General features: G+C 67.0%; 11 protein-coding genes. 2 read left to right on the forward strand and 9 right to left on the reverse strand.

Features of this window, described 5'->3' with window-relative positions:
• The first annotated feature begins 33 nt into the window (after nucleotides 1-33).
• Nucleotides 34-2628, forward strand: a complete 2595-nt coding sequence (gene pepN, locus BWQ93_RS19635; RefSeq protein WP_077031953.1) for an aminopeptidase N — start codon at nucleotides 34-36, stop codon at nucleotides 2626-2628.
• Nucleotides 2629-2637: 9 nt separating this feature from the next.
• On the opposite strand, the gene BWQ93_RS19640 is transcribed toward pepN, so the two are convergent.
• Genes BWQ93_RS19640 through BWQ93_RS19670 form a run of 7 tightly spaced genes read right to left on the reverse strand, consistent with a single transcriptional unit; the run spans nucleotide 2638 to nucleotide 9208 of the window.
• The gene (locus BWQ93_RS19640; RefSeq protein ID WP_077031954.1) at nucleotides 2638-3726 is read right to left on the reverse strand and encodes a sensor histidine kinase; all 1089 of its coding nucleotides are present in this window, start codon (nucleotides 3724-3726) and stop codon (nucleotides 2638-2640) included.
• Complete coding sequence (locus BWQ93_RS19645; RefSeq protein WP_077031955.1) at nucleotides 3723-4169, reverse strand: response regulator; 447 nt, start codon at nucleotides 4167-4169, stop codon at nucleotides 3723-3725. The genes BWQ93_RS19640 and BWQ93_RS19645 overlap by 4 nt, the downstream gene beginning before the upstream one ends.
• Nucleotides 4162-5664, reverse strand: coding sequence for a sensor histidine kinase (locus tag BWQ93_RS19650; protein ID WP_077031956.1), 1503 nt, complete (start codon nucleotides 5662-5664; stop codon nucleotides 4162-4164). The genes BWQ93_RS19645 and BWQ93_RS19650 overlap by 8 nt, the downstream gene beginning before the upstream one ends.
• Nucleotides 5665-5679: 15 nt before the next feature.
• Entirely contained in the window at nucleotides 5680-6279 is a 600-nt protein-coding gene (locus BWQ93_RS19655) for an ABC-type transport auxiliary lipoprotein family protein (RefSeq protein ID WP_077032572.1), read from the reverse strand.
• Nucleotides 6280-6290: 11 nt separating this feature from the next.
• On the reverse strand, nucleotides 6291-7232 hold the full coding sequence (locus BWQ93_RS19660) for an MlaD family protein (RefSeq protein WP_077031957.1): 942 nt from the start codon (nucleotides 7230-7232) through the stop codon (nucleotides 6291-6293).
• 9 nt (nucleotides 7233-7241) lie between these two features.
• Nucleotides 7242-8102, reverse strand: coding sequence for an ABC transporter ATP-binding protein (locus BWQ93_RS19665; RefSeq protein ID WP_232314684.1), 861 nt, complete (start codon nucleotides 8100-8102; stop codon nucleotides 7242-7244).
• Nucleotides 8102-9208, reverse strand: a complete 1107-nt coding sequence (locus BWQ93_RS19670; protein WP_077031958.1) for an ABC transporter permease — start codon at nucleotides 9206-9208, stop codon at nucleotides 8102-8104. Before BWQ93_RS19670 ends, BWQ93_RS19665 begins: the two co-directional genes overlap by 1 nt.
• A 97-nt stretch (nucleotides 9209-9305) precedes the next feature.
• Here BWQ93_RS19670 and BWQ93_RS19675 point away from each other — a divergent pair, with 97 nt between their 5' ends.
• Nucleotides 9306-10031: an HAD family hydrolase gene (locus BWQ93_RS19675; RefSeq protein WP_077031959.1), complete on the forward strand. Its 726-nt coding sequence runs from the start codon at nucleotides 9306-9308 to the stop codon at nucleotides 10029-10031.
• 126 nt (nucleotides 10032-10157) lie between these two features.
• Here the strand turns inward: BWQ93_RS19675 and BWQ93_RS19680 are convergent, their stop codons facing one another.
• Together BWQ93_RS19680 and BWQ93_RS19685 are read right to left on the reverse strand one after the other, a co-directional pair.
• Nucleotides 10158-11483 (reverse strand): cystathionine gamma-synthase family protein, encoded by a 1326-nt coding sequence (locus BWQ93_RS19680; protein ID WP_077031960.1) that lies wholly within the window; start codon nucleotides 11481-11483, stop codon nucleotides 10158-10160.
• 59 nt (nucleotides 11484-11542) lie between these two features.
• Nucleotides 11543-12949, reverse strand: coding sequence for an SLC13 family permease (locus tag BWQ93_RS19685; protein WP_077031961.1), 1407 nt, complete (start codon nucleotides 12947-12949; stop codon nucleotides 11543-11545).
• Nucleotide 12950 lies beyond the last annotated feature (1 nt).

Here is a 12950-nt window from a genome sequence, read left to right on the forward strand (position 1 = left end):
CGCAGCCCGCGGGCCAAGCCTAGACCCGCCTTTATGACCGATGCCTCCTCGACGCCCGCCATCCCCGTCACCATCCACCGCGGCGACTATCGCCCGCCCGAGTGGCAGGTCCCCGACATCGCGCTCGATTTCGCGCTGGGGATCGCGGAGACCAAGGTTTCGGCCAGCCTGTCGGTCGAGCGCCACGCCGATACAGCGGTACCGCTCGTCCTGCGCGGCGACGGGCTGACCGCAGCGGAAGTGCGCGTAGATGGCGCGGTGTGGAACGACTGGCGGATGGACGGCCCCGACCTGGTGATCGACCTTGGCGACCGCAGCGCCGCAGCGGTCGAGGTCGACACCGTGATCGACCCGAGCGCCAACACCCAGCTGATGGGGCTTTATGCGTCGAATGGCATGCTCTGCACGCAGTGCGAGGCCGAGGGCTTTCGCCGCATCACCTTCCACCCCGACCGTCCCGATGTGCTGAGCCGCTACAAGGTGCGCATGGCGGGCGACAAGGCGAAGTTCCCGATCCTGCTGTCGAACGGCAATTGCATCGAGCAGGGCGAGGGTGCCGACGGCACGCATTGGGCGCTGTGGGAAGATCCCTGGCCGAAGCCGAGCTACCTGTTCGCGCTCGTCGCGGGCGACCTGGTGGTCAATCGCGACAGCTTCACCACCATGAGCGGGCGCAAGGTTGAACTCGGGATCTGGGTACGCAAGGGCGATGTGGAACGCACTGGCCACGCGATGCAGGCGCTGAAGGACAGCATGGCGTGGGACGAGCGCGTCTATGGCCGCGAGTATGACCTCGACCTGTTCAACATCGTTGCGGTCAGCGATTTCAACATGGGGGCGATGGAGAACAAGGGGCTCAACGTCTTCAACACCCGCTACATCCTCGCCGACCCCGACACCGCGACCGACCTCGATTACGACGGGGTGCAGGGCGTCGTCGCGCATGAATATTTCCACAATTGGTCGGGCAATCGCGTAACCTGCCGCGACTGGTTCCAGCTGAGCCTCAAAGAGGGCTTCACCGTCTTTCGCGACCAGAGCTTTTCGGCCGACATGGGATCGCCCCCGGTCAAGCGCATCGAGGATGTCCGCCTGCTCCGAGCCGCGCAATTCCCCGAGGATGCGGGGCCGCTCGCGCACCCGATCCGGCCCGACTCCTATCAGGAGATCAGCAACTTCTACACCGCGACGGTCTATAACAAGGGCGCCGAGATCATCCGGATGATGGCGACCTTGCTGGGCGCCGAGCGCTTCCGCGCGGGCACCGACCTTTATTTCGACCGCCACGACGGCGAGGCCGCGACCTGCGAGGATTTCGTCCGCGCGATGGAGGAGGGCGGCGATATCGACCTCGGCCAGTTCCGCCGCTGGTACGAACAGGCGGGGACGCCGCGGCTGACGCTGGCGCTCATCGAAGAGGGCGGCGACTGGTTGCTCGACATCGCCCAGACGGTGCCGCCGACCCCGGGCCAGCCCGACAAGCGCCCGATGATGCTGCCGCTGCGCCTCGCGGCCTTTGCGATGGATGGCAGCGGGACGGCGATGCCCGACACGCTGGTGACGCTGACCGGTGACAGCCAGCGCGTGGCGCTCGGCCGTTTCGCGGCGCGCCCGGCGCTGTCGGTCAACCGCGGCTTTTCGGCGCCGGTAATCGTCGATTATGTCCGCGCACCTGGCGAACTCGCCTGGCTTGCCGCGCACGACGACGATCCTTTCGCGCGCTACGAGGCGCTGCAGCAGCTGATGCTCGATACGTTGGTGGCCGCGGTGTCGGGCGAGACGGCCGACCATGCGGCGGTGATCGATGCGGTCGCGGGCACGCTCGCGGGACGCGTCGACGACCCGGCCTTCGTGGCCGAGGCGGTGCTGCTGCCGAGCGAGGCGTTCATCGGCGACCAGATGGTAATCGTCGACCCCGACGCGATCCGCCGCGAACGGCTGGCGCTGCAGGCGGCGATCGGCCGCGCGCTCGAGGGCGAATGGCGCGATATCCTCGCGGGCGCGTGCCCGCCCGCGACCGACCTGACGCCCAAGGCCAAGGGCGGCCGCCGCCTGCGCGGCGTCGCCATCGCCTATCTCGCCGCGACGGGCATCGCCGACGTGCCGGCGCTGGTGTTCGGCATCTTCTCGAACGCCGACGGCATGACCGAACGTCAGGCGGCGCTCGCGACGCTGGCGCATGGCGACAGCGCCGAGCGCGTCCACGCGCTCGACATCTTCTACCAGCGTTATCGCGACAATCCGCTGGTGCTCGACAAATGGTTCCAGGTGCAGGCCTGGTCGCTGCGCCCCGACACGGTCGATGCGGTCAAGGAGCTGGCAGGGCACCCCGACTTCACGCTGGCGAACCCCAACCGCGTGCGCTCGCTGTACGGCGCGCTCACGGGCAACCAGGCGGCGTTTCATCAGGCCGACGGCGCGGGCTATCGTTTGATCGCCGATCTGGTCATCGCGCTCGACCCCAAGAACCCGCAGACCGCGGCGCGCATGATCCCGCCGCTGGGGCGCTGGAAACGCTTCGACGAGGCGAGGGCGGCGATGATGAAGGCCGAACTCGAGCGGATATTGGCGCAGCCCGGGCTGTCGCGGGATACGACCGAGCAGGCGTCGAAGAGCTTGTTGGGGTAGCGCCGGATCCTAGCGACCGATGGTGTCGGCCTTGAGTTCGCCGGGTCCCAGATCGATGGCGATCGCGGCGCGCGTGCCGGGCGCCGAGGCCGGTCCATTGCCGGGGGCATAGACCACTGCGGCCTTGTGCGTACGGGCCAGCGCGTCGATCAGGCGGGTGCCGAGGCCGGTGCCGCGCGCGGTGCCGTCGGAGGGCATGCCGGCGCCATCGTCCTCGACCGCCAGTTCGATCGAAGAGGGTCCCGTCTGGCGCAGCGAGACGCGAATTTCGCCGTCGCCGCCGTCGGCATAGGCATATTTGCAGGCGTTGCTGACCCACTCGTTGGCGATCATACCGAGCGCAACGGCCTTGTCGGTGGCGATGCGGACGGGTTCGACGGCGGTCGTCACGCGCCGGATGCCGATGCCGTTCGACCAGCTTTCGGAAAGATCGCGGGCGAGGCCGGCGAGATAGTCGTCCATCGCGACATGTTCGACGTCGTCGGTCGTGTACAGGCGGCGATTGACCTGCGCGACGGTGGCGATCCGCTGCTGGGTCTGCTGCAGCGCCTCGCGCGCGCCGGGGTCGGCCAATGTCTTCGACTGCAACGCGATGAAGGACATGATCATCTGCAGATTATTGGCGACGCGGTGGTTCACTTCCTTCAGCAACGCTTCGAGCCGGGCGTTGCTGACGCGCAGTTCGGCCTCGGCGGTCTCGCGCGCGCGGCGGAGCTGGTCGCGTTCGAGCACTTGGTCGAAGGTCGAGGCGAGCAGGTCGAAGAAATCGCCGCCGACCGATTTCACGACATAATCGTCGGCCCCCGATTTGAGCGCGGCGACCGCGATGCGGCTCTCCTCCGACCCCGTGACATAGACGATTGGCGGGCATTCGCGGAGCGCCCGCAGGGCTTCGAGCGTCGCGAGCCCGTCCTGTCCGGGCATATAATGATCGACCGCGATCAGGTCGAACGCGGTGACCTTGGCCATGTCGACGCCTTCGGCGCCGCTCGCCGCGACGCTGACGTCATAGCCTTTGCGCACGAGCGAACGCTCGGCAAGCCGGCGCATGCCATCGTCGTCGTCGATATAGAGTATGTGGGTCAGGGGAAGTCTCAGGCGGGATCGGGGTCGGGCACCTGAATCACCGACAGGAACAGCCCGAGTTGGCGGATCGCGTCGGCAAAGCTTTCATAGTTCACCGGCTTGGTGATGTAGACGTTGCAGCCGAGGTCGTAGCAGCGCTGAATCTCGATCTTGTCGTCGGTGGTTGTCAGCACGACCACAGGGGTCCGCCGCAACGGGCTGTCGTCGGCTTTGAGCTTGGCCAATATGTCGGTGCCGCTCATGTCGGGCAGGTTGAGGTCGAGCAACACGAGCGCCGGGCCGTTGCGCACCGGGCCGTCGGAGTCCTCGTAGAGGAATTCCAGCGCCGACGTGCCGTCGAGGAAATGGTGAATCTTGTTCGAGATACCGGCGCGGCGGATATTCTTTTCGATGAGGCGCGCGTGGCCCTCATCATCTTCGATCATCACGATATTGACGGATTGTTGGTCAGGCATCCTCTGCTCCGCTTTGCCATTCGATCGGCAAAATCAGCCGGAAGGTGGACCCCACACCCAATTCGGACTCGATTTCGATATTGCCGCCCAGCCGATAGGCAAGCGCGCGCGCATGCGCAAGCCCGATCCCCTCTCCCTGCTGGTCCTGCACCCCCGAGCGGCGGAAGAGGTCAAACACGCGGTCGTGATCGCGCGCCTCGATACCGCGGCCGTTGTCGGTTACCGCGATCCACGCTCGGCCGAGATCGGAGCCGCCCGAAATGTCGATGACGCCGGGCCGCCCGGGCTGCAGATATTTGAGCGCATTTTCGATAAGATTCGAGAGGATCTGCTCCACCGCGACGCGGTCGTTGACGATCGTCGGCAGGGTGCCGACGGTGACCGTCGTGCCGCTTTCGTCGATACGATGTTGCAGGCTGTCGACGATGCCGCGCACTACCGAAACGAGGTCGAGCCTTTCGGGGGCGAGCGTCCGCCGGCCCTGCCGCGAGAGATTGAGGATAGCGTTGATCAGACGGTCCATCTTCTGCGTCGAGGAGCGGATGAAGCCGATCGATTCGGGCAGATCTTCCTCGATCGCGAGACGCGTTGCGGGGTCGGGTGCCGACCATCCGTCGGCATCGCCCTTTGCGAGATAAGCGGCAATGGCCTTGCGCGCCGTCTCGAGTTCGGCGGTGAAGCCCATGACATTGACCAAGGGCGAGCGCAGATCGTGGCTGACGATATAGGCGAAGCGCTGAATCTCGGCATTGGCGCGCTTGAGTTCGGCGGTACGGGCATCGACCGCTTCTTCGAGATTTTCGTTGAGGCGGCGAAGTTCGGCCCGCGACGTGCGCAGGTCCACGAGATTTCGGCGGACCAGCACCAGGGTCGCCGCGGCAACGGCGAGCAGCAGCAAACCCGTCGCGACGAGCGTCCACGTGAACAATCGCTGGGTGCGCAGCTGGCGTGCCTCGCGCTCGCGGAGGAGGCGCACTTCCTCCACCAGCATCGCCTCGACCACCCGGCGCGAGGCGCGTATCTCCAGCACGCCGCGATCGTTCGCGAAATCGGCGAGCAGCCGCTCGCGACCGCTTCCTCTGAGCCCCAAGGTCGCGCGATAATGCTCGGAATAGGTGTCGAGATGGCCGCGCAACGTCTCGGTGCGCGCGATCTGTTCGGGATTGTCGCGAATCAGCTTTGCGAGATTGCGCAGTTGCGTCCGCGTATTCCGCTCCGCCTCGTCCATGATCCGAGCGAAGGAAGCGTTCTGGGTCAGGATCAGCCCGCGCCGCGCGGTTTCCATGCGCTCGGCGGCGCTGGCATAAGCGCCGAGATTGGCCTCGACTGCGAGCGAATGCGCAACCATGCGCGCATCCTCCTCATTCTGCCGCTGGACGTAGAAGGCTACGCCGGCGGCGAACAGCAGCGCCGCGAATCCCGCCGACAACAGCAGGATGATGATGCGATTGGTGCGCGTGTCGCTGCCCAGCGACGATAATTTGGCCGATTGCATCGGGTCGGGATCGCTTTAACCGCCGAGCCACCCAGCGACATCGACCGCGACCTTGTTCGCGGCGCGGGTCAGCGCCTCGCCGACGGGCTTCGCCTCGACCACGCCGCCCAGGTTTTCGCGCGCTTCGAAACGGCGTTGGGTCACATTCTTTCCGCCCGCAGCGACCAGCATCGCCTGATAGACCACCACCGCCTCGCCGGTGCGGGCGTCGACGCCGAATTCCATCAGCTGGCCGGCGAGCTGTTCGCCCGGTGCGGTGAGATATTGCCCCTCGTCGAGGACGACGCGGCCCGAGCGCGCGGCGACGGTTTCGCTGATCAGGCGCTGGAAAAGGCGCTGCGGCGCCTCTACCCATTGCGCGTCCTTGACGTAGGCGACGCTCGACCCGTCCTGCTGCACCGGGATGCGCTGGGTGCGCAGTTTCTGCGGCGCGGTGGGAATGAGGATCGTCAGCGTCGCGGCCTCGGTCGCGGTGCGCGCGGCGCCCGCTGGCGGGGCTGCGTCGGCGTCGAGCGTGAGCAGGAAGGGGGGCGTCTTGCCGCCGAGGCTGAAGCAGCCGGACAGCGCGACGGCGCCGAGAGCTACAAGCAGCGGGGTACGAAAATTGCGGATCATGCGGCTGGTCCTCATTGCTTGTAATCGGGCAGCTTGCTGCCGCTGATGACGGCGCCCGCGCCCTGCTGGTCGAGCTTGTCGGTGAGGCTGGAGAGCGAGGCCGAGGTGCGGCGGAGGTCGCGGATCAGCGCGTTCGCCTCGGGGATCGTGGTCTCGCTGAAGGTCTTGAGCCCCGGCCGCGCGTCGGCGATCGCGCCTTCCAGCGTCTTCATCGAATTGTTCGCGGAGGCGAGCGTGTCGCGCAGATTGCGCATCGCGGGATCGACGTTGCGGTCGATCGTGCCTTGGGTGGCCGCGGCGAGGCTGCCGATCTGCTCTGCAGCGACCCCGGTCTGCTGGATCGCGATGCGCGTGTCGGCGAGCGCGCGTTCGATCGCGGGACCGTTGCGCGCGAGGATCGCGGTCGACGCCTCGACATTGTTGAGGATGCCGCGCAGGCTCGCCTGATTCTCGTCGTCGGCCAGTTCGGCGAGACGTTCGGTGAGGGTCGAGAGACGCTGGAGCAATTGCGGCGCGGTGTTCAGCAGTTCGCCGAGGCCGCCGACGCGCACCGGGATCGTCGGCTTGCCGTCGGGCCCCTTGTCGGTGATCGGCGGCGCGCCCTTGACCCCGCCCGTGAGCGAGATCTGCGACACGCCGGTGAAGCCGACGCCTTCGAGCGCCGCGGTCGTGCCCTGGACGATCGGGACGCCCTCGTTGACCTCGATACGGACGCGGACGAATTGCGGGTCGTTGGGGAGCAGCGCGATCTCCTTGACCTGTCCCACGGGAACGCCCGAATATTGGACCTGCGCGCCCTTGTTCAGCCCGTCGACCGACTGTTTGAAATAGACGTCATATTCGCGCTTGTCGCCGCCGCTGTCGTTCGCCAGCCACACGACGAAGATCGCGAGCGCCGCGGTGAAGAGGAGGACGAAGGCGCCGACGAGGACGTTGTTCGAGCGAGTTTCCATCAGCTTTTCCTATCGCCGCTTCGCGGTTTGGTTCCCGCCCGCCGCCGCGCGGCCCCGCGGTCCGTTGAAATAATCCTGTATCCACGGATGCTCGGTGGCAAGCAGTTCCGGGATGGTGCCGATCGCGATCACCTTCTTTTCGGCGAGCACCGCGACGCGGTCGCACGTCGCATAGAGCGAATCGAGGTCGTGGGTGATCAGGAAGACGGTGAGCCCCATGGTGTCGGCGAGCTCGCGGATCAGCTCGTCGAACTTGGCGGCGCCGATCGGGTCGAGCCCAGCGGTCGGCTCGTCGAGGAAGAGCAAGGCGGGGTCGAGCGCGAGCGCGCGCGCGAGGCCGGCGCGCTTGACCATGCCGCCCGACAGCTCGGCGGGATATTTGGGCCCCGCGTCGGGGGGCAGGCCGACCATCGCCACTTTATAGGCGGCGATCTCGTCGAGCAGCTTCTGGTCGAGGCGCGGATAATATTCGCGCAGGGGGACCTGGATATTCTCGGCAACGCTGAGCGTCGAGAAGAGCGCCCCGCCCTGGAACATCACGCCCCATCGGCGCCGCAGGTCGCGCGATTCCTCTTCGTCGGCGATCTCGCTCAGCGTCTTGCCATAGACTTCGATCTCGCCCGCGTCGGGAGTCTGGAGGCCGATGATCGAGCGCATCAGCACCGACTTGCCGGTGCCCGAGCCGCCGACGACGCCGAGGATCTCGCCCGAGCGCACCTCTAGGTCGAGCCCGTCGTGAATCACCGCGTCGCCGAACTTGTTGACGAGGCCGCGGATACAGATCGCCTTGTCGAACTGCTCGGGCCGCACCGCGTCGGCGGCGGCGAGTTCCTCTTGCAACAGCTGCTGGTCTTCGAGTTCGTCGGCCATCAATTCCATCCGATCGACGAGAAGAAGACCGCAAAAAAGGCGTCGAGCACGATCACGAGGAAGATCGCGGCGACCACCGCCGAGGTGGTGCGCTGGCCGACCTCCTCGGCATTCTGGCGCACCTGCATGCCTTCGTAGCAGCCGGTGACGCCGATCAGCACGCCGAACACCGGCGCCTTGATCAGCATCGCCCAGAAATCGGTCATCGGGATGATGTCGCGGAGCATCTGGATGTAGGTGAGCGGCGGGATTTCGAGCCCGATCCAGCAAAAGACGCCGCCGCCGATGATCGAACAGATGCTGGCATAGAAGCCGAGCAGCGGCATCAGGATCGTCGCGGCGGCGACGCGCGGCAGCACGATCGCCTCCATCGGCGAGACACCGATCGTGCGCATCGCGTCGATTTCCTCGGTCAGCTTCATCGTGCCGATCTGCGCCGCGAAGGCGCTGCCCGAACGGCCGGCAACCATGATCGCGGTCATCAGCAGGCCGAGCTCGCGAATCGAGGCGCGGCCGACGAGGTTGATCGTGAACACCTCAAGCCCGAATTGACGGAGCTGTACCGCGCCCTGTTGCGCGATGACGATGCCGATCAAGAAGGTCATCAGCCCGATGATGGGGAGGGCGTCGACCCCGACGGTCTGGAAGCGCGTGACGATCGCGTTCCAGCGCAGGCGGCGGCGCGCGCGGAGTTGGGTGCCGAGCGCCATAAGCATTGCGCCGAAGAAACCGATGATGCCGAGCAACTCGTTCCACACCGCGGTGCTGGCGACGCCGACCTGTTCGAGCATGCGGGTGAGCGGAGGGCGGCGGTCGCGGTGGACGCGATAGTCGCTCTTGTCGCTGGCGAGCGCGTCGAGCAGGCGCTGCGCCTCCTCGCTGGCGCCGGTGATCTGCGAGCCGTGCTCGCGTGCGGTGCGGGTGACGATCCACGCGCCGACGGTGTCGACGCGTTCGACCGCGGACAGATCGAGCGAGGCGATCGGGCCGAGCGCATCGAGCCGCGAGGGCAGGTCGCCGAGCCGCGCCAGCGTCAGTCGCCCGGTGAACCGGACATCGGCGCCGCCCGCGCCATCGCTTGTTTCGAAGTCCGCCCGGGCCACCATCGCGCACGACCTTGTATTATTTGGACAATGACGGCAAGCGAATCCCGCCGTGCGCCCCGGCCTTGGCCGCGCCGCCGATCGCGGCTAAGAGGCTCAAATGGATGATTTATCCGTCCCCGTTGTACCCGAATATGCGCACCGCGTCGCGATGTACGACATGGACCGCACGATTACTCGCGCGGGCACCTACAGCGGATTCCTGATGCATGTGGTGCGGCGGCGCCAGCAATGGCGGATGCTGCTGACCCCGCTCGTGGGGCTCGCGGGGGCCGCCTATACGCTGGGGCTGATCGACCGCTCGCGGCTGAAGGCGATCAATCTGCGGCTGCTGATCGGCCCGCGCTTCCGCCGCGACGAGATCGCGCCGCTCGCCGAAAGCTATGCCGACAAGGTCGTCGCGCGCGGGCTGCACGGCGCGGCGCTCGAACAGCTCGAGGCCGACCGCGCGGCGGGGTACCGCGTGCTGCTCGCGACGGCGTCCTTCCACCTTTATGTCGATGCGATCGCCAAGCGGCTGAGGATCGAGGATGTGCTCGCAACGCGGCTCGACGAGCCCGACGGCGCCGACCATGTCCACGCGCGCCTGTCGGGCGACAATTGTTACGGCGAAGCGAAATTTGCGCGCATCTCGGACTGGATGGCGGCGAATGCGATCACCCGCGATGCCGCGCATATCCGCGCGTACTCGGACCATGTCTCCGACCACCCGATGCTGCATTTCGCCGACGAGGCGGTCGCGACGACGCCGTCGCGCAAGCTCAGGAAGCTCGCGCCGACGATGGGGTGGACGGTGGTGGATTGGCGGGCGGCGAAGCGGCGATAGATGTTCCCCTCCCGCAGGCGGTAGGGGTTAGGGGTGGGCCAGCACTGTTTCAGGTGCCCACCCGCTGCGAGTAGCGAGCAAGCTCGCAACTCTCTCTGCCGCTCCCGCTTGCGGGAGGGGGATTGATCAAACCGCGTCCAGCGCCTGCGCGAAATCGGCGATCAGATCGTCGGCGTCCTCGATACCGATCGAGATGCGCACCAGATTGTCGGTGATGCCGAGCGCGGCTTTGCGCGCGTCGGGGACCGAGAGGTGAGTCATCGCGGCAGGATGGCTGGCGAGCGTCTCGGTGCCGCCGAGGCTGACTGCGAGCTTGGCGATCTTGAGTGCGTCGAGGAAACGGAAGCTCTCTTCCTCGCCGCCCTTGATGAAGAGCGAAAAGGTAGAGCCGGCGCCGGTGCAGTGGCGCTCGAAGATATCCCTCTGCGACCCTTCGGGCAGGAAGCCGAGATAGCCGAGGCCCTCGACCTTGGGATGATCGCGGAGGAAGGCGCAGACCTTTTCCGCGTTCTCGCCGGCGCGGCTCATGCGGAGTTCGATCGTCTCGAGGCTGCGGAGCAGCATCCACGCGGTGTTGGGGTCGCAGATCGTGCCGATGGTGTTGCGCATCATGCGGATCGGGCCGAGCCAATGCTTCGAGCCGACGACGCCGCCCGCGACGAGATCGCTGTGGCCGCCGGCATATTTGGTCAGGCTGTAGAGCGTGATATCGGCGCCATGCGCGAGCGGCTTCGACCAGAGCGGGCCGAGGAAGGTGTTGTCGATCGCGATCGGGGGACGCGCACCCTCGGCGAAAGCGGCGTCGGTCGCGGCACGCATCGCCTGGACGTCGACGAGCGCATTGGTCGGGTTCGCCGGGCTTTCGAGATAGACCATCGCGACTTTGCCGCCCTGCGCCTCGGCCATGTCCTTGGCGCGGATCAGGATCGCGTCCATCTCGGCGCGCGAAGCTTCGGCCGGGAAATCGACATAGGTGGCGCCGAAGCGCGACAGGATGCGGCCGATCAGCGTCTCGGTCGCGGCGTAGAGCGGGCCCGAATGGACGATGACGTCGTTCATGCTGACATGCGCGAGGAGCAGGGTGGCGATCGCCGACATGCCCGACGAGAAGACGAGCGCATCCTCGGCCTTTTCCCAGACGCCGAGGCGCGCCTCGAGGATTTCCTGGTTCGGGCCGTTGAAGCGCGAATAGACGAGGCCGTCGGCGCCGCCGGGGCGCTTGCCGGTGATCCCCTCGAAATGGCGCTTGCCCGCGGCGGCGCTTTCGAAAGCGAAGGTCGAGGTGAGGAAGACCGGCGGCTTCAGCGAGCCTTCGGAGAGCATCGGGTCGAAGCCATAACCCATCATCAGCGTCGAGGGCTGCAGCTCGCGGTCGCCGATCCGGGTGACGTCCTTCTTGGGCGCGCGGCGCGGCGTGGTGCCGGTGAGGTCGCTGTTGTCGATGGGGGGCATGCGAAAAGACTCCTGCGCAATATAGTTTCACGCGCAACTAGCGCGATTCCCGGCGAAGGTCACCCCAGCATCGCGATCCCCCAGATCACCCCGATCAGCAGCGGTACGCCGATGATGTCGAGCGCGAGCCCCGCCTTCAGCATGCGCGGAAGCGCGATATGGTCGGTTGCCCAGGCGAGCGCATTGGGCCCGGTGCCCGAGGGAAGCATGAAGCCCCAGCTCGCCGCCATCGCGACGGGCAGCGCGAGCAGGATCGGATCGACCCCGGTGGCGGCGATCAGTGCGGCGAGCACGGGCATGATGCCGCTGGCGGTCGCGACATTGCTCGCGAATTCCGTGATCAGAATCGTCAGCGCGACGATGACCGCGGCGAGCAATATCGTCGGGATGCTGCCGAGCGGAGCGAGCACGGTGCCGAGCCACGCGGCGAGGCCGCTCTCCGTGATCGCGGCGGCGAGCGCGAGGCCGCCGCCGAACATCATGATGACACCCCATGGCGCGCGGTCGGCCTCCTTCCAGACGAGCAGGGGCCGGCCGGTGCCGTCGGGAAGGACGAAGAGCAAGAGGCTGCCCGCGACCGCGATGGTGCCATCGGTGAGTGCGCCCTTGGGCAGAAGGGGTTCGAGCCAGGGCTGCGCGATCCAGGCTGCGAGCACGAGCAGGAACACAGGCACGACGCGCCGCTCGGCGGTCGACCAGATCGCCTGATTGCCGAGCGCGGCGGCGGCGGCCTGGCCGTCGAAGGGATGCGCCGACAAGCGCTGGACGCGCGCGACGATGAGCATCGCGGCGGGGGTCGCGAGCAATACCACGGGCACGCCGTAGATCGCCCAGTCGAGGAAGGAGATGCGGAGGCCCAGCGCCTTTTCGATCAGCCCCGCGGCGATGGCGTTGGTCGGGCTGCCGACGAGCGTGCCGAGCCCGCCGATCGACGCGGCGAAGGCGATGCCCATCATCACCGCGCCGGCAAAACCCTCGCGCTCGCCCTCGAGCACGCCGCCGGCACGCACGACGGCGAGGGCGATCGGGATCATGATGAGCGTGGTCGAGGTGTTCGAGATGAACATCGAGAGCAGCGCGGTCGCGGCCATGAAGGCGAAAAGCAGTCCGGTCGCGGTCGGCGAGGCGCGCTTCAGCAGCGCTAGCGCGAGGCGGCGGTGGAGGCCGACGCGCTCGATCGCGAGCGCGAGGAAGGCGCCGCCGAGGATCAGGAACAGGATCGGCGAATAATATTCCTTGGCGATGGCATTGGCGTCCATCACCCCGAAGGCGGGCGCCGCGAGAAAGGGGAGCAGCGCGGTGACGGTCAGCGGCAGTGCCTCGGTCATCCACCAGATCGCCATCAGCACGGTGAGTGCGGCGATATGCCAGGCCGTGGCCTCCATGCCTGCGGGGGCGGGGAGCGCGAGCATGATGACGAAGGTCAGGAGGCCGCCGATCAGGCCGAACCAGCGTGTACGCGTCATC

Origin of the sequence: Sphingopyxis sp. QXT-31 (genome assembly GCF_001984035.1) — a bacterium.
Classification (GTDB): Bacteria; Pseudomonadota; Alphaproteobacteria; order Sphingomonadales; family Sphingomonadaceae; genus Sphingopyxis.